Here is a 16,764-nt window from a genome sequence, read left to right as displayed (position 1 = left end):
CTCCCGTCCCCCCGGGGGGACCTGCGGCCCCGGGCGGACCTGCCTCCCGCCCTTCGCGTCAGCCCGCCGCGGCGGCCGCGGCGGCCGCGACCGCGGCGGTGCGTCGGCGGCGCAGAGTCTCGGCCAGGCGGGGCCGGTAGTCGGCCAGGCGCCGGACGCGGTTGGCCGTGAGGGCGCCGACCAGTTCGCCGTCGCGGTGGTAGGCGACCTCCAGCCGACGGCCGGGCAGGTCGTACTCGACGACCCTGACCTCGTCGGCGAGGTGCGGCAGACCCAGCGAGCGGATGCGCACGCCGTGCTGGTCGGACCAGAACGACGGTACGGACAGGGGCGGTTCGGGAAGCTCCCCGGCCTCCGCGGGGTGCAGCAGGGTGCGGGCGGCGACGGCGGCCTGCTCGACCGCGTTGCTCCAGTGCCCCAGGTGGAGGGTGTCCCCGGTGAGGGGGTTCGGCCACCTGGCGGCGTCCCCGACGGCGACGACCCCCTCCGCCACGGCCCCGTCGTCGGTGCGGGCACGGCCGTGCTCGTCGCAGACGACGGCGCCGTCCAGCCGCAGGCCGCTGCCGTGCAGCCACTCGGTGCGCGGCACTGCCCCGAGGGCGAGCAGGACGACGGTCGCGGGGACGTGGGTGCCGTCGTCGAGGTCGGCCCCCGTCACCCGGGTGGTGCCGGTGAAGGACCGGACCGTGGTGCCGGTGCGCAGGTCGATGCCGGCCTCCCGGTGCAGCCGGGCCAGGAACTCGCCGGCGGCGGTCCCCACGTTGCGGGCCAGGGGGCGCGCCTCGGCCTCGACGAGGGTGACCGGCACGCCCGCGGCCGCGGCGGTGGCGGCCGCCTCCGCCCCGAGGAAGCCGGCGCCGACGACGAGCAGCCGGGCGTCCGGGGCCCGCAGCGCGTCCCGCAGGGCGCGCGCGTCGTCGAGGGTGCGCAGGGTCAGGACCCCGGCGGGCACCGGGCCGGGCCAGGGGCGGGCCCCCGCGCCGGTCGCGATGACGAGGGAGTCCCAGGACAGGCTGCTGCCGTCGGCGAGTTCGAGCGCGCGGTCGGCGAGGCGCACGGCCGTCACGGGGTTGCCGGTGCGCAGCTCCAGGCAGGGGTCGGGGGCCAGGGGGAGGGCGATCTCCTCGTGCTCCCACGTGCCGGCGAGGAGCTGCTTGGACAGCGGCGGGCGGTCGTACGGGAGGTGCGGTTCGTCGCCGACCAGGGTCAGCCGCCCGTCGAAGCCGCGCTCGCGCAGCGCCTGGGCGGTTCTGGTGCCGCCCAGGGACGCGCCCACCACGACGATGTGCCGCGTGCTCACGCCGCTTCCCCGTCCTGCTGGAGGGTGATGGCCTGGACGGGGCAGGCGGTGGCGGCCTCGCGGACCGCCGCGCGGACCGCCTCGTCGTCGGGGACGTCGGCCTGCACGAGCAGGACGTCGTCCTCGTCGAAGGAGAAGTGGTCGGGGGCCGCGAAGACGCACTGTCCGTGGCTCTCGCAGCGGTTCATGTCGACGTGGATGCGCACGGGTGGCTCCTGGTTCGGGATGACGGGCCGGGGACGGGTCAGACCGCGGGGAGGGACGCGCCTCCCGGGACGGCGGGGTTGAAGCGGGAGTAGGCGGGCGGGCTCCAGCCCGCGGGCAGGGTGCCTGCGAGTTCGACGACGCCGGTGACGGTGAAGTCGACGAGGCGCTGCGCCCCCGGGATCCCGGCCGCGCCGGGGTCCCAGGTGGTGTGCGCGGTGCCGGTGAGGTGGAGGGTGCTGCCGGTGGCGTAGTCCGGGACGACCAGTCCGGCCCGGGGGTTGACCAGGAGGTTCCCCAGGGTCAGGAGCATGGCGTTGCCGGTGTAGTCGGGCCAGCGCAGCCGGTCGGGGGCCAGGACCTGCAGGAAGCCGGGGTTGCCTCCGCGGTGGGAGGCGTCGGCGTGGCCGTCCTCGTCAGCGGTGGCCACGAAGAAGGTGTCGGCGCCGGCGAGGAAGCGCTGCTGCTCCGGGGTGAGCCGGTCGCCGGTCCGCGCCCGTGCCGGGCCGCCGTGCGGCCCGGGGGCGTCGGCCTCCGGGGGCGTGCGTTTCTGGATGTACTTGGGGCAGTTGGCGACGACCTGGTCGAGGGCGACGCGCAGGCCGTCGCCGTCCGGGCGGGCGTGCCCGTTCATCCTCATGCGGCGGCGGGTGTCGGCCTCGATGGCCAGCATGCCCACTCGGGCCGGGCCGGCCAGGGTGGACGCCAGGGGGTCGTCGGGGGCGGTCCGGGCCCCGATCTCCAGCGTCCGCTCGTCGGGGGCCCGCAGGAAGCCGGCCGGTCCGGTGAGCAGGGTGGCCCAGACGTCGCCGCGGCTGTCGGCGGCACCGGCGACCAGCAGGCGCTGGGTGGTCAGGAAGGCGGCGGCGACGGGCGGCACGGTGTCGCGGATCGCGCGGCCGGAGACCTCGGCCTCCTCGCCCAGTCCCGCGCGGCGGTGGGCCTCGCGTTCTCCGCGGTGGTAGGGGCCGGTCACAGTGGGACTCCTGGGAGCTGTACGGGTGGGCGGAGCCGGGGCGGCCCGGCGGTTGCCGGGTTCGGGGGGAAGGAGCAGCCGTCGGGCCGCCCTGGCCGTTTAGAAGAAGCCGCAGGTGGGAGCGGCTGCGACCGGCGCGGCGGCGGAGTCCGCGCCGGAGGGGGCGTAGATCTCCAGGCGGATGCCGTCGGGGTCGGTGAAGAAGATGCCGCCGGAGGCGGCCCCCTCGCCGTGGGGGACGACGCCGTCGTACTTGAAGGTGGCGCCCAGCTCGCGCAGGACACCCTCCGCGGCGCGCACCTCCTCGATGGAGTCCACCTGGAAGGACAGGTGGTGCAGGCCGGGCAGCTCGGCCGCGAACTCGCCCTTGCTCTGCTCCCACAGGGTCAGCATCAGCCGGCCCTCGCGGCCGAGGAAGGCGAAGGCGCGGCCGGGCTCGCGGCCCTCGCCCTGCACCTCGAATCCGAAGACCCGCCGGTAGAAGGCGAGCGAACGGTCCAGGTCGGTGACGTTCAGACCGATGTGGCCGGTCTGCAGGGCGGCGGGAACGGCGGTTGCGGACATGGTGGAAGACCTCCGTGGTGACGCCCGGGACCATCCCGGACTAACCATTGAAAGAGACTTTAAGGGTTAGAGGATCGATGCGTCAACCGCCGAATCAGTGGTAGGGGGTTAGGGTTGGGGGAACGGCCACACACAAGGAGCCCGCATGAGCGCAGTCATGGGAGACACCGGCGGCCCGCCCCCCGGTGCGACGCGCGCCGACCCGCGCCCCCTCCAGGGCGAGCCCCTCTGCCTGGACCTTCTCAACACCCGGTGGATCGACGGCGGAACCCGCCACGACCTGCTCCGCGACACCGACGGCCTCGGCCTGTGGCTGGCCGGGCGAGGACTGGCGGACGCCGCCACCCCCGCCGCTCTGGCGGCCGCGCTGCACGCCCGCGAGGCACTGGAGGCAGCCGTCACCGACCCGCGGGACCCGCGCGCCAGGGAGTTGCTCAACGCCGTGCTGGCGCACGGCCGCGTGCGGCGCAGCCTCGGACCGGACGGACCCGTCGAGCACGCCGAGGCCGACGACCCGGCCTGGCGGCCGGCCTGGCTGGCCGCCGACGACTACCTCCACCTGTTGCGCACCGCCCCCGACCGCATCCGGGCGTGCGCCAACGACGACTGCATCCTGCACTTCTACGACGTCTCCAAGAACGGCACCCGGCGCTGGTGCTCGATGGCCGGCTGCGGCAACCGGGCCAAGGCGTCCCGCCACTACGCACGCACCCGCCGCACCGCACCGCCGGAGGGCCGGACGCCATAAGCCCCGGGGACGCCGAAGGCGCCGGACACGGCGAAGCAGCCGGCGCCGGGGTTCGGACCCGGCGCCGGCTGCTCGGCCCCCCGGCCGCTACAGCCAGGCCGGGAGCACGGGGAGCGGGCCGGAGGAGCAGCGCGGTCCCCGCCCACCGGACCGGCCCGCCAGCCACGCGGCCAGCTCGTGCGCGGCCCCCGTCACCCGCACCGAGGTCCCGGCCCCGGCCCCGGCGGTGAACCGGTCCCCGGTGTCCTCCGCGTGCAGTTCCAGCGGCGGGCAGTCCGAGCGGCGGGACCAGTCCCCGGCCAGGCTCTCCAGCAGCAGCCGCGCGTCCTCGGCCGGCCAGTCGGCCGGGGTGAACCCGGCCCGCAGGTCCACATGGTGGATCAGCACCTCCCGCAGCCGGTGCCCGAGCAACCGGTGCGCCGGTACCCGGTCGCCGTTGCGCAGGACCACCTCCGCGGACCAGGCCACCGGCTCCAGCCGCCGCGCGTGGGCCAGGAACTCATCCCCCGAGCGCTCCAGGTCCGCCAGGTGGACGGCCGCGGGGCGGGGCGCGTCCCGCTCGATGTCGGCCGCCCGGCTGTCCGCACCGGCGTACATCGGCCGCGGCGTGCCGGTCTCCGCCCAGGACAGCAGGTTGCGCAGTCCGTCGGCGTTGCGGGCCAGGTGGGCGCAGACGTGTCCGCGGGTCCAGCCGGGCAGAGCCGAGGGTTCGGACAGGCCGGCCTCCCCGAGGGTCTCGACCGTGGCCCGGAACCGCTCCTGGGCCGCGGCGACGCGGGCGGCCGACGCCGCGGTGCCGGCCGGACCCGGGCTCACCGGGCCACCGCGGCGGGCGCGGCCGACACTGCCGACTCGGCCGACGCTGCGGGCCCGACGGGCTCGACGGGCGCGGCGGGCCGGTCGCGGTGGAAGTCCGCCGTCCCGGTGCGCTCGCGCAGTTCGACCCGGCGGACCTTCCCGGAGACGGTGCGCGGCAGCCGGTCCGTGAAGGTGATCAGGTGCACCCTCTTCTCCGGGGGCAGTTCGCGGTCGAGGTGGTCGAAGACCTCCGCCGCGGTGTCCCCGTCCCCGGAGCGGGACTCGGCGGGGACGACGAACGCCTTGGCCACCCACTGCCCGACCGGGTGCGGGTGCGGCACGACCGCCGCGTCGGCCACCGCGGGGTGGGCGAGCAGGACCCGCTCGAGCTCCAGGGGGGAGATCCGGTGGTCGAAGGACTTGAACATGTCGTCGGCCCGCCCCAGGTAGCGGAAGCCGCCGTCCTCCTCGGCGACCACGAGGTCCCCGGTGTGGTAGTGGCCTCCCGCGAAGGCCGCCGCGGTGCGCCGCTCGTCGCCGTCGTACCCGGCCATCACTCCCGCGGGCGAGTCGGACAGGTCGATGCACAGCTCGCCCGCCTCTCCCGGCGGGACCGGGGCCAGCGTCTCGGGGTGCAGGACGACGGGCCGGTAGCCGGGCAGCGCCCAGCCCATGCGCCCCGGCACCACCGGGCGCCCGGGCGGGGTGCCGATCTGGCCGGTCGTCTCCGTCTGGCCGTAGCCGTCCCTGATCTCGATCCCCCAGGCGTCCGCGACCTCGGCGAAGACCTGCGGGTCCAGGGGCTCGCCGGCGCTGGTGGCCTCGCGCAGCTCGGGGGGCCGCGGTCCGATGCCGTGCCGCGTGAGGGCGCGCCACACGCTGGGGGGCGCGCAGAACGTGGTCACTCCCCGGCTCGCCAGCACCTCCAGCACGTGCTGCGGGGCGGAGCGCTCGGCCGGCAGGGCGACGATCTGCGCCTCGGCGTTCCAGGGGACGAAGAACGAGCTCCAGGCGTGCTTCGCCCACCCGGGGGCGGAGATGTTGAGGTGGACGTCCCCGGGACGCAGTCCGTTCCAGTACATGCCGGACAGGTGGCCGACCGGGTAGCTCAGGTGGGTGTGGACCACCATCTTCGGCAGCGACGTCGTGCCCGAGGTGAAGTAGCAGAACAGGGGGTCCGTGGCCGGGGTGTCGGCGTCGGGGCGGAAGTCGGCCGGCGCGGCCGAGGCGTCCCGGTAGTCGCTCCACCCCTGCGGCGCACCGCCCACGGCGATCCTGCTCCACCGGCCCGGAAGGCCCTCGAAGCGCGGGGCGAGGGACGCCTCGGCCACGACGTGGCGGACCCGCGCGCGGGTCAGGCGGTCGGCGAGTTCGGCCGGCGTGGCCGTGCTGTACGTGGGGACCACGACCGCGCCGAGCTTGATCGCGGCGAGCACGGTCTCCCACAGGGCGGGCCGGTTGTCCAGGACCACCAGCACCGGGTCGCCGCGGCGCACCCCGTGGCCGCGCAGCCAGTTGGCCACCCGGTCGGAGCGCCGGGAGACCTGGGAGAAGGTCAGCTCGGTGTCCGCCCCCTCGCCGACCACCCGCAGCGCGGTGCGGTGGTTGCCGCGGGCCATCGGGTCGAACCAGTCCAGGGCCCAGTTGAAGGTCTTCGGCCGGGGCCAGGTGAACTCCCGGCGCGCGGCCTCCAGGTCCTCCCGGTGGCGCAGGAGGGTGTCGCGGGCCTGCCGGAACAGGAGTCCGGACTCGCCGAAGGTCATGCCGTCCTCCCCGCGGCGAGGGCGCCCGCGGCCGCTCCGACGAGCGGTCCGGCGTCGAGGGCGGGCTCCTGCGGGAGGAGGTCCTGCGGGAGCGGGGCGAGCAGGTCGGCCGCCACGGCGTCCGCGTCCCGGCTGAACAGGGTGCGCACGCCCGGGCGGCTGCTGCCCACCTGGGTGAACCACCGGGTGTGCTCGGTCGGGATGCCCAGCGCGTACAGGTCGGAGCGGGGCCGGCCGGCCGCGTCCAGCACGTGGAACGGGGCGCGGGTGACGGCCAGTCCGCCGGACTCGCGCCGCTGGCCGTGCACCTCGTCCTCGACGACGTACTCCGAGACCAGGCCGTCGGCGAGCAGCCCGCGCATCAGCGGCGAGGTGTCCCGGGCCAGGTCCGGGGTGGGAATGCGCGCGTCGACGAGCACCCGGGCCGTCCGCGCGGAGCCCTCCACCTGCGGGGACTCGATGCGGAAGGCGCCCTCGTCCTCGTCCGTGCCGAAAACGGCGGCCGGGCCGACGACCTCGACGATCCCGGCCTCGACGAGGGCCACCAGCTGGCGGACCCGGTACCGGGGAGGACCGGCCGACAGCAGCGCGTTGACGGGCAGGAAGCGGCGCAGGAAGGCGTCCTGGTGCGAGGCGGGGAGCAGCCCTCCGTAGTCGACCGCCTCCCGGACCACGTTGCGGATGTCGCGCAGGACGTCCAGCGCGGCCTTGAGCGGCCCGGCGCTGTTGCCCAGGTCCGCCTCGGCCAGGTCCTGCCGCATGACGTCCAGCAGTTCGGCGCGGAACGCCTGCGGGTCGGGGAAGTGCCGGCCGGTGAAGGGGCGTGCCAGGCGCTGGAGGTCCAGGGCGGGCAGCGCGTCGAGGCCGGCCTCCCGCAGCAGGGCGTCGCTGTCGCAGCCGGTGAGCAGCGCGTCGGCGTGGCGCCGGGCGAACTCCTCCCCGGCCTCTTTGCCGTCGCGGGCGGTGACGTGCGCGGTCCAGTAGACGTGGTCGAGCTCCTGCAGAAGCAGGGGCAGGACGTCCTCGTCGAAGTCGAGGCGGCTGCTGCCGGTCTCCGCCTCCCGCCGCTTGCGGGCCAGTTCGACGGCCTGGGTGGTGAGGAAGAGGGCCCGGTGGCTGTGGTGGGGCTCCTTCTGGTTCCTCCCGCGGGCCGGGATCGGCAGTCCGCTGCGCGAACCCGCCACGATGCGGGGCTCGGCGCCGCTGGGTTCGTAGCGCAGCGTGCCGTCGGGCAGGGTGGTGAAGGCACCGCCGCGGCCGAGGGTGAGCGCGACCATCACGTCGTAGAACGACAGGCCCATGCCGAGGATGCCCACGGTGGCGCCGGCCGGGACGGTGTCGGGCCCCAGGTCGAGGTCGGCCGCCGAGTCGCCGCACAGGTAGTGGACCCCGGGGCGGTCCGCGGCGAAGTCGAGCATCTCGCGCTCGAAGCGGTCGGGCTCGTTGCGCGGGTGGCCGGTGGTGAGGACGACCTTGTCCGCGGTCAGCGGCACCGGCCCGGACTCGAGGGCGAGTTCGTAGCCGCCCTCGGGGCGGGGGCGCAGCGCGGTGACCCGGTCGCGCACCTCGACCAGCTCGGTGCCCTCGGGGAGGTTCTCGACGATCGTGCGGTGGAAGGAGCGCAGGTACTGCCCGTAGCGCAGGCGGGAGGCGTAGTCGTTGGGCCCCAGGGGCTCCTCGCCGTGGGTGCGTGCGCGCTCGGTGATCCACTGCCCCAGGCTGGGGCCGGCACCGGGTCGGGCGGGGCCGCCGTCCGGGTCGCCGGAGTACATCGTCACCTGGCCGACCACGGTGTTCATGGTGAACCAGTCCTGCTGGTCGGTGCGCCAGATGCGGCCCGCACCGACCTCGACCGCATCGACGGCGTAGACGCGCAGCCGCCGCGGCACGGGGAGTTCGCGCAGACGGACGGCGAGCCGCTCCAGAACGGACAGTCCGCGGGGGCCGGTGCCTATCACGGCGACGGTGAGCGGCTGCGGATCAACCTGGGATCCGTTCACTGTTCCTCACTTCTTTTCATGGGTCAGGCGTGGCCTGCGCGCAGAGCAGGACTCGACTGCGCGGAGGGCTCGAGGGCGGCACGGTCGAAGGTGTTCTGGACGTGCGAGAGCATGCCGAGCAGTTCCTCGGCCCCGACCGCCCCGGTTCCGCGGTCGGCCGCGGCCCGGACGGGCATGCGGCCGGCGGACGTCCACTGCAGCCGCCCGCGCCGGTCGATGTGGCTGCGGGTGCGCTGGGCGTTGTCGGCGTGCAGGCAGTAGGGGACGTCGAGGTGGCCCCGGGCGAACGCGGCCGTCAGGGCCCGGCCCACGTCGCCGTTCAGCTCCAGGGTGGCCTCGATCAGGTCGCGCGCCTCGCGGTAGAGGTCGTCCGCCTCGCCGTCGTCGGGCAGGTCCGCCTCGGTGAAGGCCGCGTCGCGGGCCGCCGCGGCGGCCTCCTCCAGGGCCCGGACGTTGTCCTCGACCGTGGGGATGCGGTGGGCCTCGGCGGGTGTCTTGACGATGAGGCGCTCGGTGCCGGTGACGGCGGCCAGCCGCGCGCTGTCGCGCAGCAGGGCCAGGGCCCCCGGGACACTGCGGGGGAAGACGCCCATGTAGGTGTAGAGCACCACGTGCCAGTCGGCGCCCTCCAGGTACTCCCCCGACAGCCGCCGCAGGGCGGCCAGGGCGGCGACGTCCTGGGGGAAACTGGTCTGCTGGGCGTAGCTGAGCGAGATGCTGTGCAGCCCGTGCCGGCGGAAGAACAGCCCCTCGAGCACGGAGAGGGCGACCAGCAGGCTCGGCGGGCACAGCTGCCCGAGCATGCAGCCGCCGAAGCTCTCCAGGTGTGCCCCGGGGACCTGTTCGGCCAGCAGTTCGCAGCTGCGCGCCCAGGCGTCGACGGCCTCGGTCAGCGGGGTGCGGCTGTAGGGCAGGCAGTAGGAGACCGGTCCGCCCTCGGTGGCGTCCAGTCCGGCGTCGACCAGGGCCTGGACGATGCCCAGGGGCAGCGGGGAGCCGTGGCGCACCTGGACGGCGAAGCCGCCGGTCCCGGCGTCGTCGATCATCCGCCGGGTGACCTGTCCGCCGTGGGCGACGATGGGGAAGCCGTTGAGGTCCTCGCCCGCCTGCAGGGCACGCCTGGCGGAGCCGTGGTCGCCGACCCTGGTGTAGCTGTCCAGGGTGATGGTGCCCACGGTGCGGGCCCGCGCGTCGTGGACGGCCCTGAGGCCGGCGCCCATCTGCTCCACCGTGGGGAACCCCATGCGGGGCTGGACGAGCAACTCCCCCGCGGCACGGGCACGGGCGACCGCGTCGGCGAACGAGCCGGCGGGCCGGGGCTGCGGGAGTCCGGCGGCGCTCACGGGACCGGCACCGGCGGGGTGTCGTGGTGCAGGGCCGGGGTCTGCGGCGCGGCGAGGTAGCGGCGGAACTCGCCGATGCCGGCGGAGTCCTCGAAGACGGCGTCGAAGCCGGCCTCGACCAGTTCGGAGGCGTGGCTTCCGCCTTCGGCGCCGCGGGTGCCGAGCTTGCCGCCGATGACCACCGGGATCCCGGCCAGGTCGGGCTCGGCGCGCAGGCGGGCGATGAGACGGCGCCCGTCGAGGTACCCGTGACCGTTGACGCTGCTGATGACCACCATGTCGGGGCGGTGTCGGCGGCACTCGGCGATCAGGAGGTCGTCGGGGACGCAGGCACCGATGTTGGTGACGGTGTGGCCGAGTTCCTCGAGCAGCAGCTGGAGGAAGACCAGGTTCCAGGTGTGGGAGTCCGAGGAGACGCTGGAGACCAGCACCCGGCGGCGGCCGGTGGTGCTGGGCAGTGGTTCGGGAGCGATCACTGCTGGTGCAGCGGACATGGGATGCGTGTCTTCCGTGTCGTGGCGGTACGGGACGTGGGGCGGGGCGGGCGCCGGCCCGCGGCCCCGGGACTTCCGGCTCCGGCGCGAAGAGCGGGCCCCGGGGCCGCGGGGGTCAGGCCTGCGCGGGGACCGCGTCGCCGACGGGCCGGATGGGTCGGTCGGGGGTGCGCGCGGCGGCGGGGCGGGTGCGGATGGCCAGCACGGTGCAGCCGGTGGCGCTGGACATCTGGTGGCGGGTGCCCGGGGCCTCGACGATCAGGTCGCCCTTGGCGTACGAGGGGCCGTCGCTGTGGTCGAGGACGCCGTCGAGGACGAGCATCAGCTCGTAGCCGAGGTGCTCGTGGAAGTCGCCGTGGGCGCCGGGCGGGAAGCGCAGCAGCAGCCCGACGGAGTCCTCGTTCTGCTCGGCGTCCGGCGCCCACAGGACATGGTGCTCGACGCCGACCCGTCCCGGCTCGCTCCAGGGGACCCACGAGAGGTCGGTGAGTTCGAAGCCACTGCGGAAGACGTTGGGTATGAATTCGACGTCAGACATTTCTTCCTCTCGTACGGGAATCGGCGGGAGGCCGCCCCCGAAGAAGCGCCGGAAAAGGACGAAAAGCCCGGGGGAGACCGCGGGCCGGCCCGGCAGAAACCAATCGCATACCAGGCTAGCCCGAAAAGAAATCCCCCCGCGGCAGTTCATCGATTTCCGGTATCGAAGATTTCGATACCCCTTTCCGGGTGTTCCTTCAAAACGCCCCGGATAAAATGGAGAATCCCCTTCCGCAAAGCGGCAGGGGATTCTTGGAGAACAACAGGAGCCGGCCCCGGTGACACGGGGCCGGCTGCGGCGGCGAAAAGCACGTCCTCGGTTCCGCACCCGGCGCCGCTGCGGCAGCCGGATCGGTGCGGACCGTATCAGCACGGGTCGGACCACGACGGAAATGCCCGAACCCGACCGGGCCGGGTCAGACCATGACCGGGGCCGCCGCCCCGCTGACCCCCTGTCCACCCTCGTCCGCCCCGGCGTCCGCCGCGTCCGCCGCGCCGTCCGCCGCGTCCGCCGCGCCGCGCTCGCCGTGGGGCGGCCGGACGTGCGAGCCCCGGGCCCTGCGCGCCAGGTCGAGGAAGGCCGACACCGCGGGAGACAGCCATCCGTCACCCGACCACAGCGCCTGGACGTGCACGCTGGCGCGGGGCAGGTCCTCCAGCACCACCGGGCCGGCCGGGCCCGCGGCGCCGTCGACCGCCGCCTCGGGGACCATGGCCACCCCCAGGCCGGCCCCGGCCAGGCCGAGCGCGCTGCGGGTGGAGCCGGTCTCCATCAGGGACGGCACGCTCTCCTGCACCGAGGCCAGGTGCCGCAGCAGGACCTCCTGCGAGGCGCAGTCGGGGTCCACCACCAGGACCCGCTCCACCGTCCGGGGGGCCGGTCCGGACTGCATCCCCGGAGCACCGACCGGGACGAACGGCACCGGGAAGAGGGCCTGCCGCAGCACGCCCGCCGGGGCCTCACCCTGGCCGCAGGCGAGGGTGAGGCCGATGTCCACTCCCCCCGAGGCGACGGCCTTCTCCACATCCTTCGAGGTCATCACCTTTAACGAGACCTGGACATGGGGGTAGCGGTAGCGGCACTCGCGGACCAGCCCCTCCATCTCGTACTCCATGAGGAGCGCGGTCGCCCCGACCACCACCCGGCCGGTCGCCTCACCGTTGTTCTTGAGCGCCGTGGACATCTCGTCCATGACGTTGAATATCTTACCCACATACGACTGGAACGTTTCCCCGGCGGCGGTGAGGCGAACACCGTGCGGCAGGCGGTAGAAAAGCGGAACCCCCACCCTCGACTCCAGGGACCTCACGTGTGCGGTAATGCTCGACTGGGAGTACCCGAGGTTCTTGGCGCTTTTCGTCAGACTCCCGGTGCGGGCCACTTCCCAAAAGCTTCTGAGTTGATAGACGGCAAAATCCATATGACTCTCCCCCACGACGGCTCAAGCAGACTTCCCGGCCGACCCGGCCGCGGCGGGCGTCCGCGGCGGACGCGGGCGCCCGGCCGGCGGGCGCACCGACTCCTCCGGGTGCCCGCACACGTGCCCGCACACGCCCGATCAGCGCTCCGACCCCCGCCCTCCGCAGTTGCCCCCCGGCCCATCCCCGCTTCGCAACATGGTCAAGACCACCCCATGCCTGCGTAGCGGACGACACGATAGCAGCGCTCAACAACCATTAGGAGATGTCAGTGACGGAACATTTGATCACCCAAAGTGATCACCACGCCCCCGTCGAACCGCTTCCCGTCGAGTTCGCCAACACCCTCTCCGCCTCCCGGGGCGTCCTCGTCGAGGGCCTCTCCTCGCCGGCCGCGCTGGAGGCTTGGCTGCGCCGCTGCCGGGGGCTGTTCCCCCACCCCTTCCCCGAGGACGTGCCGATCCGAGCCAGCGAACAGCAGCTGCTGCACACCCGCATGCTGCGCGACTCGACCCGGCGGCTGCTCACGGCGCGGATCGGCCGTACGGCGCCCGACCCGTGGGACGTTGCACAGGTCAACCGCGCCTGCGCCCTCTCCAGGTCCTGGCCGGTCCTGGCCTGGGAGGGCGAGAGCGCCCCCCGCGCCGCCCACCTGCGCACCACGGACACCGCCACCGACGCCCGGGCCCAGATCGCCCGGAGCCTGGTCGCCCTGCTGACCGGGGACCACAGCGCCCTGCTGCGGATCTGCCGCGGCCCCGGGTGCGTGCTGTTCTTCTCCCGCAACCACCCCCGCCGGGTGTGGTGCTCGGACGGCTGCGGCAACCGGGCGCGGGTGGCACGCCATCGGGAGCGCCACCCCGGTGACCGAACGTGAGGAAATGGCCCTCGGGTCACCCGGGGTCCCGCGAGAGCGAAGAAAAAATTCACAGACGGATCATGTTCGTCCGGGGGGTGCGGAGGTTCCGGTTCCGGCCATCAGGGCGGCCGATCACTGGCATCGATCACTCGGCCCGGACGGCGCCCGGAGCACCGTTAGCGTCCTCAACCGGGCCTCCTGAAGGGCCGGCACCGCGGAACGCCGCGGGTGGCCGCACAGGGAGAAGGCCCGTCGTCCCACCCATTGAGAGGACTTCCGCATGTCCAGAAGCATTGCGCGCCGTACCGCGGTCAAGACCCTGGCGGTCGGCCTGGCCGTCGGGGCGCTGGCCACGGTCGCACCCGCGGGCGCCGCCGCCGAGGAGAGCCGCCCGCCCCAGCAGAGGGTCGACCGCGTCTACTACTGGAACGACGTGCTCCTCGACGCCTACCGCGAGTTCGGCGGCACCCCCGGTCCGCTCACCCGGGGCGGCGCGATGCTCAACACCGCCATGTACGACGTGGCCAACTCCATCTACGGCACCGGCAAGCCCTACCTGACCAAGGCGCCCGAGGCGTACAAGGCCTACGGCTCCCTGAACAGCGGCCTCGACTACGCCGCCCACCGCACCCTCACGAACGCCTTCCCCGGGGTGAACTTCGACGACGAGCTCGCCACGGCGCTGGCCCTGCCCGACGGCGGCAACACCACGGACCGGTCCTTCGGCAAGTACCTGGGCACCAAGGTCGCCAACGCCATCATCGCGGCCCGCACCAACGACGGCTCGGCGGACACCACGCCCTACGTCGGCACCGACGCGCCCGGCTACTGGCGGCCGACCACCCCCGGCGCGAGCGCCGGCGGTGCCAACTGGGGCAAGGTCAAGCCCTGGTCCCTGCAGAGCGGTTCGCAGTTCCGCCCGGGTGTGCCCCTGGGCTTCTCCTCCATGCAGGACCTGCTGGCCAGCGACGAGTACGCCGCGCAGGTCAACGAGATCAAGGCCATCGGCGGCGCGACCTCCACGACCCGTACCGCCGACCAGACCCAGATCGCGCGCTTCTGGGCCAACGACGTCGACGGCACCTACAAGCCGGTCGGCCAGCAGTACGAGCACACGATGATCATCCAGAAGAAGCTGCGTCCCACCGCCGGCTCTTACGAGAACTCCAAGCTGATGGCCCTGATGTCCATCACCCTGGCGGACGCCGCCATCGCGGTCTGGGAGTCGAAGTACCACACCAACCTGTGGCGTCCGGAGACCGCCATCAAGCTCGGTGACACCGACTACACCGACAAGACGGTGGCCGACCCGGACTGGAAGCCGCTGTCCTCCACCCCGGCCGGCGTCCACTTCTCGCCGTCCTTCCCCACCTACGCCTCGGGCCACTCGGGCATCGCCGGCGCGTGGGCGGGCCTGCTGCAGAACTACTACGGCCGTGACGACATCAGCTTCACCGGCACCACCGACGACCCGCAGGCCGTCGGCGTCACCCGCAGCTTCGCCAGCCTGAGCGCCGCCGCCCAGGAGAAGGCCGACAGCCGCATGTACGCCGGCGTCCACTTCCGCATGGACAACGACGTGGCGCTGACCCAGGGCTACCAGGTCGCCGACTACGTCTTCGCCAACACCCTGCGCTGACCGAGGGGCCGGCGGGCGCACCGCACGGCCCCGCCGGCACGCGAGGTCTCCCCGTGCCCGCCCTTCCGGCGGGCACGGGGAGACCTCGCGTTCTCACGGCCGCAGGCGCCCCTGGTGGCGTGCCACCCGCACCCGGTTGCCGCAGCCCGGCGTGCACCACTCCCGGCGCGGATGGCTCTTGACGAAGTACAGGATGCAGCCGGGGGCCGCGCAGGCCCGCACGTCGAGACGCCGCTCGCCGGTCAGCAGGTCCACCCCGGAGGCGGCGACCGCGCCCAGAGCGGCGAGGTGCCCGTCCGGTTCGGCCCAGCGCACCACCGGCCCGGCCTCCGAGGCCGGGCCGAGCTCGTGCCAGTACAGCGCCAGCGGCACCGCGTCGTTGATCACGCCGGCCGCCTCCCGGGTGTAGGGCTCCCCGGTCACGCAGGCCCGGCTCAGTTCCCGCAGCGCATCGCGCAGCCGGTGGAACTCGCGCACGTGGCGCTCGGTCGCGGTCACCGCCACCGCCCGCCGGGCGAGCCCGTCCGGAAGGACGTCCCGGTGCGCCTCCAGCCACCGGTCCAGGTCCTGCGGGCCGGCCAGCGCGTCGACCACGCCGCCGCGCAGTCCGCCGCGGACGAACGTGGTGTTCACCAGGTCCAGCGCCAACGGCTCCCCGGTCAGGGGAGGTTCGGGCGCTCTGGTCCTCTCCGTGGCCGCCGCCTTTCCCTCGAACCGGCTTGTTGCCCTCCGATCGATAATGCCATACTCCCCATCTAATGGATTAGTAAGCGGTTCACCCGTTAACACTGACGGCACCCCGGAGGTTTCCGTGACAGCAGCACCGAGCACCATCACCGCCGTGCCGGCGGCACCGGCGGCCACGGGCGCGGGCCCGGCCGGAGGCGGGGAGAGCCCCGCCTCCGGCCGGCTGAGCAGCCGGGCCCCCGCCCGCCCCCGCGCCCTCACCGTGGCCCTGGCCACTGCGGGCTCCGTCGTCGGGCTCGTCCTGCTGGTGGCCCTGGGCGAGTGGTCCGGTCTGGTCTGGCTGATCCCCCCGCTCGCGGCGAGTTCCGCGCTGATCTTCGGCGCCCCCGCGCTGCCGTTGGCCCAGCCCCGCAGCGTCGTCGGCGGCCAACTGCTGTCGGCCCTGACCGGATTCGCCGTCCTGGCCGTCTCCGGGAGCTCCGTCTGGGGCGCCGGCGTGGCAGGCGGTCTCGCCCTCGGCGTGATGATGCTCGCCCGCACGCCCCACTCCCCCGCGGCGGCCACCGCCGTGATCGTCGTGGCCCAGTCCCCCGACCCGCTGCTCTTCCTGGGGCTGCTGGCCGCCGCCTCGGCGCTCCTGTGCGCCGTCGGGGTCGCCGTCGGGCGCGTCCGCGGCGCCACCCGCTACCCCACCTACTGGTGGTGAACCCGCACCCCGGCCGACCGCACATGCCGCTCCTCCGGCGAGGACCACGATGACTCACCGCTACGCCCAGGTCGCCTTCACCGATGCCGTCCGCCGTCACCAGGAGACGCACCGCAGCCGCAGCAGCTACGCGCGCATGGAGCAGGGCCCCCCGGAGCCGGACCGGCTCGGACCCGGCGAACTCGAATTCGTCGCCGGGCGCGACAGCTTCTACCTGGCCAGTACCGGCGAGACCGGCTGGCCCTACGTCCAGCACCGCGGGGGGCCGCGGGGGTTCCTGCAGGCCCTGGACCCCGGCACGCTGGCCTTCGCCGACTACCGCGGCAACCGGCAGTACATCACCACCGGCAACCTCGACCACGACGACCGCGTCTCGCTGCTCCTCATGGACTACCCGATGCAGGCGCGGCTGAAGATCTACGGACGGGCCCGGGCCGTGGACGCCTCCGAGGCGGGCGACCTCGTGGCGCGCCTGCACCCGCAGGAGGTCCGCGTGCCGACGGAGCGCGTGATCGTCATCGCTGTCGAGGCCTTCGACTGGAACTGCCGCCAGCACATCCTCCCCCGCTACAGCGTCGAAGAGGTCAACGAGGCCGTCGCCCCGCTGCGCCTGCGGCTGGAGCAGCTGGAGCAGGAGAACGCCGCCCTGCGCGCGCGGCTGGAGGCCGACCCCCTCCTGTCCCCGGCACCCCCCTCGCACCCCCTTCCCCAGGAACGGTGAACACCC

General features: G+C 74.1%; 17 protein-coding genes. 5 read left to right on the top strand and 12 right to left on the bottom strand.

The annotated features are described in order from the left end of the window. Window positions 1–58: 58 nt before the first annotated feature. The 4 genes from GQS52_RS18440 to GQS52_RS18425 form a co-directional block, all read right to left on the bottom strand. Window positions 59–1,300 (bottom strand): FAD-dependent oxidoreductase, encoded by a 1,242-nt coding sequence (locus GQS52_RS18440; protein ID WP_182314473.1) that lies wholly within the window; start codon window positions 1,298–1,300, stop codon window positions 59–61. Continuing rightward, complete coding sequence (locus GQS52_RS18435) at window positions 1,297–1,506, bottom strand: ferredoxin (RefSeq protein WP_182314472.1); 210 nt, start codon at window positions 1,504–1,506, stop codon at window positions 1,297–1,299. The genes GQS52_RS18440 and GQS52_RS18435 overlap by 4 nt, the downstream gene beginning before the upstream one ends. Window positions 1,507–1,544: 38 nt before the next feature. Next, a complete protein-coding gene (locus GQS52_RS18430) occupies window positions 1,545–2,480 on the bottom strand; it encodes a pyridoxamine 5'-phosphate oxidase family protein (RefSeq protein WP_182314471.1) in 936 nt (311 codons plus the stop codon). Between the two features lie 99 nt (window positions 2,481–2,579). Then, window positions 2,580–3,044 (bottom strand): VOC family protein, encoded by a 465-nt coding sequence (locus tag GQS52_RS18425; protein WP_182314470.1) that lies wholly within the window; start codon window positions 3,042–3,044, stop codon window positions 2,580–2,582. A gap of 145 nt (window positions 3,045–3,189) precedes the next feature. Here GQS52_RS18425 and GQS52_RS18420 point away from each other — a divergent pair, with 145 nt between their 5' ends. Beyond that, a complete protein-coding gene (locus GQS52_RS18420) occupies window positions 3,190–3,792 on the top strand; it encodes a CGNR zinc finger domain-containing protein (protein WP_259370847.1) in 603 nt (200 codons plus the stop codon). 87 nt (window positions 3,793–3,879) lie between these two features. Here the strand turns inward: GQS52_RS18420 and GQS52_RS18415 are convergent, their stop codons facing one another. From GQS52_RS18415 to GQS52_RS18385, 7 genes are all read right to left on the bottom strand, one after another. Further along, a complete protein-coding gene (locus tag GQS52_RS18415) occupies window positions 3,880–4,608 on the bottom strand; it encodes a maleylpyruvate isomerase family mycothiol-dependent enzyme (RefSeq protein WP_182314469.1) in 729 nt (242 codons plus the stop codon). Next, window positions 4,605–6,353: an AMP-binding protein gene (locus tag GQS52_RS18410; protein ID WP_182314468.1), complete on the bottom strand. Its 1,749-nt coding sequence runs from the start codon at window positions 6,351–6,353 to the stop codon at window positions 4,605–4,607. The genes GQS52_RS18415 and GQS52_RS18410 overlap by 4 nt, the downstream gene beginning before the upstream one ends. Continuing rightward, entirely contained in the window at window positions 6,350–8,353 is a 2,004-nt protein-coding gene (locus tag GQS52_RS18405) for an FAD/NAD(P)-binding protein (protein WP_182314467.1), read from the bottom strand. Before GQS52_RS18405 ends, GQS52_RS18410 begins: the two co-directional genes overlap by 4 nt. Window positions 8,354–8,376: 23 nt before the next feature. Continuing rightward, complete coding sequence (locus GQS52_RS18400; protein WP_182314466.1) at window positions 8,377–9,696, bottom strand: methylaspartate mutase; 1,320 nt, start codon at window positions 9,694–9,696, stop codon at window positions 8,377–8,379. Further along, window positions 9,693–10,190 (bottom strand): cobalamin-dependent protein, encoded by a 498-nt coding sequence (locus GQS52_RS18395; RefSeq protein WP_182314465.1) that lies wholly within the window; start codon window positions 10,188–10,190, stop codon window positions 9,693–9,695. Before GQS52_RS18395 ends, GQS52_RS18400 begins: the two co-directional genes overlap by 4 nt. Window positions 10,191–10,305: 115 nt before the next feature. After that, complete coding sequence (locus GQS52_RS18390; protein WP_182314464.1) at window positions 10,306–10,728, bottom strand: cupin domain-containing protein; 423 nt, start codon at window positions 10,726–10,728, stop codon at window positions 10,306–10,308. A gap of 415 nt (window positions 10,729–11,143) precedes the next feature. Beyond that, the gene (locus tag GQS52_RS18385; RefSeq protein WP_259370846.1) at window positions 11,144–11,920 is read right to left on the bottom strand and encodes a substrate-binding domain-containing protein; all 777 of its coding nucleotides are present in this window, start codon (window positions 11,918–11,920) and stop codon (window positions 11,144–11,146) included. Between the two features lie 497 nt (window positions 11,921–12,417). Between GQS52_RS18385 and GQS52_RS18380 the strand changes: the two genes are divergently transcribed. Continuing rightward, window positions 12,418–13,023, top strand: a complete 606-nt coding sequence (locus tag GQS52_RS18380; RefSeq protein ID WP_182314462.1) for an ABATE domain-containing protein — start codon at window positions 12,418–12,420, stop codon at window positions 13,021–13,023. 262 nt (window positions 13,024–13,285) lie between these two features. Beyond that, window positions 13,286–14,644, top strand: coding sequence for a vanadium-dependent haloperoxidase (locus GQS52_RS18375; RefSeq protein WP_182314461.1), 1,359 nt, complete (start codon window positions 13,286–13,288; stop codon window positions 14,642–14,644). A gap of 93 nt (window positions 14,645–14,737) precedes the next feature. Here GQS52_RS18375 and GQS52_RS18370 read toward each other — a convergent pair whose 3' ends face one another. Continuing rightward, window positions 14,738–15,292, bottom strand: coding sequence for an ABATE domain-containing protein (locus GQS52_RS18370; RefSeq protein WP_259370845.1), 555 nt, complete (start codon window positions 15,290–15,292; stop codon window positions 14,738–14,740). Window positions 15,293–15,554: 262 nt separating this feature from the next. Here GQS52_RS18370 and GQS52_RS18365 point away from each other — a divergent pair, with 262 nt between their 5' ends. Both GQS52_RS18365 and GQS52_RS18360 read left to right on the top strand, forming a co-directional pair. Continuing rightward, entirely contained in the window at window positions 15,555–16,037 is a 483-nt protein-coding gene (locus tag GQS52_RS18365; RefSeq protein WP_259371149.1) for an HPP family protein, read from the top strand. Between the two features lie 49 nt (window positions 16,038–16,086). Then, the gene (locus GQS52_RS18360; RefSeq protein ID WP_182314458.1) at window positions 16,087–16,758 is read left to right on the top strand and encodes a pyridoxamine 5'-phosphate oxidase family protein; all 672 of its coding nucleotides are present in this window, start codon (window positions 16,087–16,089) and stop codon (window positions 16,756–16,758) included. The last annotated feature ends 6 nt before the right edge of the window (window positions 16,759–16,764 follow it).

The organism is Streptomyces sp. SCUT-3 (assembly GCF_014083985.1).
Lineage (GTDB): Bacteria > Actinomycetota > Actinomycetes > Streptomycetales > Streptomycetaceae > Streptomyces_H > Streptomyces_H thermolineatus.
The sequence above is the reverse complement of the archived record's forward strand: the minus strand, read 5'-3'. Positions and strand labels throughout refer to the sequence as shown.

Bases quoted from the DNA above. Each gene is read 5' to 3' on its own strand.
- GQS52_RS18385 (WP_259370846.1), bottom strand. From the start codon at position 11,920: ATGGACGAGATGTCCACGGCGCTCAAGAACAACGGTGAGGCGACCGGC.
- GQS52_RS18360 (WP_182314458.1), top strand. From the start codon at position 16,087: ATGACTCACCGCTACGCCCAGGTCGCCTTCACCGATGCCGTCCGCCGT.
- GQS52_RS18375 (WP_182314461.1), top strand. From the start codon at position 13,286: ATGTCCAGAAGCATTGCGCGCCGTACCGCGGTCAAGACCCTGGCGGTC.
- GQS52_RS18425 (WP_182314470.1), bottom strand. From the start codon at position 3,044: ATGTCCGCAACCGCCGTTCCCGCCGCCCTGCAGACCGGCCACATCGGT.
- GQS52_RS18390 (WP_182314464.1), bottom strand. From the start codon at position 10,728: ATGTCTGACGTCGAATTCATACCCAACGTCTTCCGCAGTGGCTTCGAA.
- GQS52_RS18410 (WP_182314468.1), bottom strand. From the start codon at position 6,353: ATGACCTTCGGCGAGTCCGGACTCCTGTTCCGGCAGGCCCGCGACACC.
- GQS52_RS18420 (WP_259370847.1), top strand. From the start codon at position 3,190: ATGAGCGCAGTCATGGGAGACACCGGCGGCCCGCCCCCCGGTGCGACG.
- GQS52_RS18395 (WP_182314465.1), bottom strand. From the start codon at position 10,190: ATGTCCGCTGCACCAGCAGTGATCGCTCCCGAACCACTGCCCAGCACC.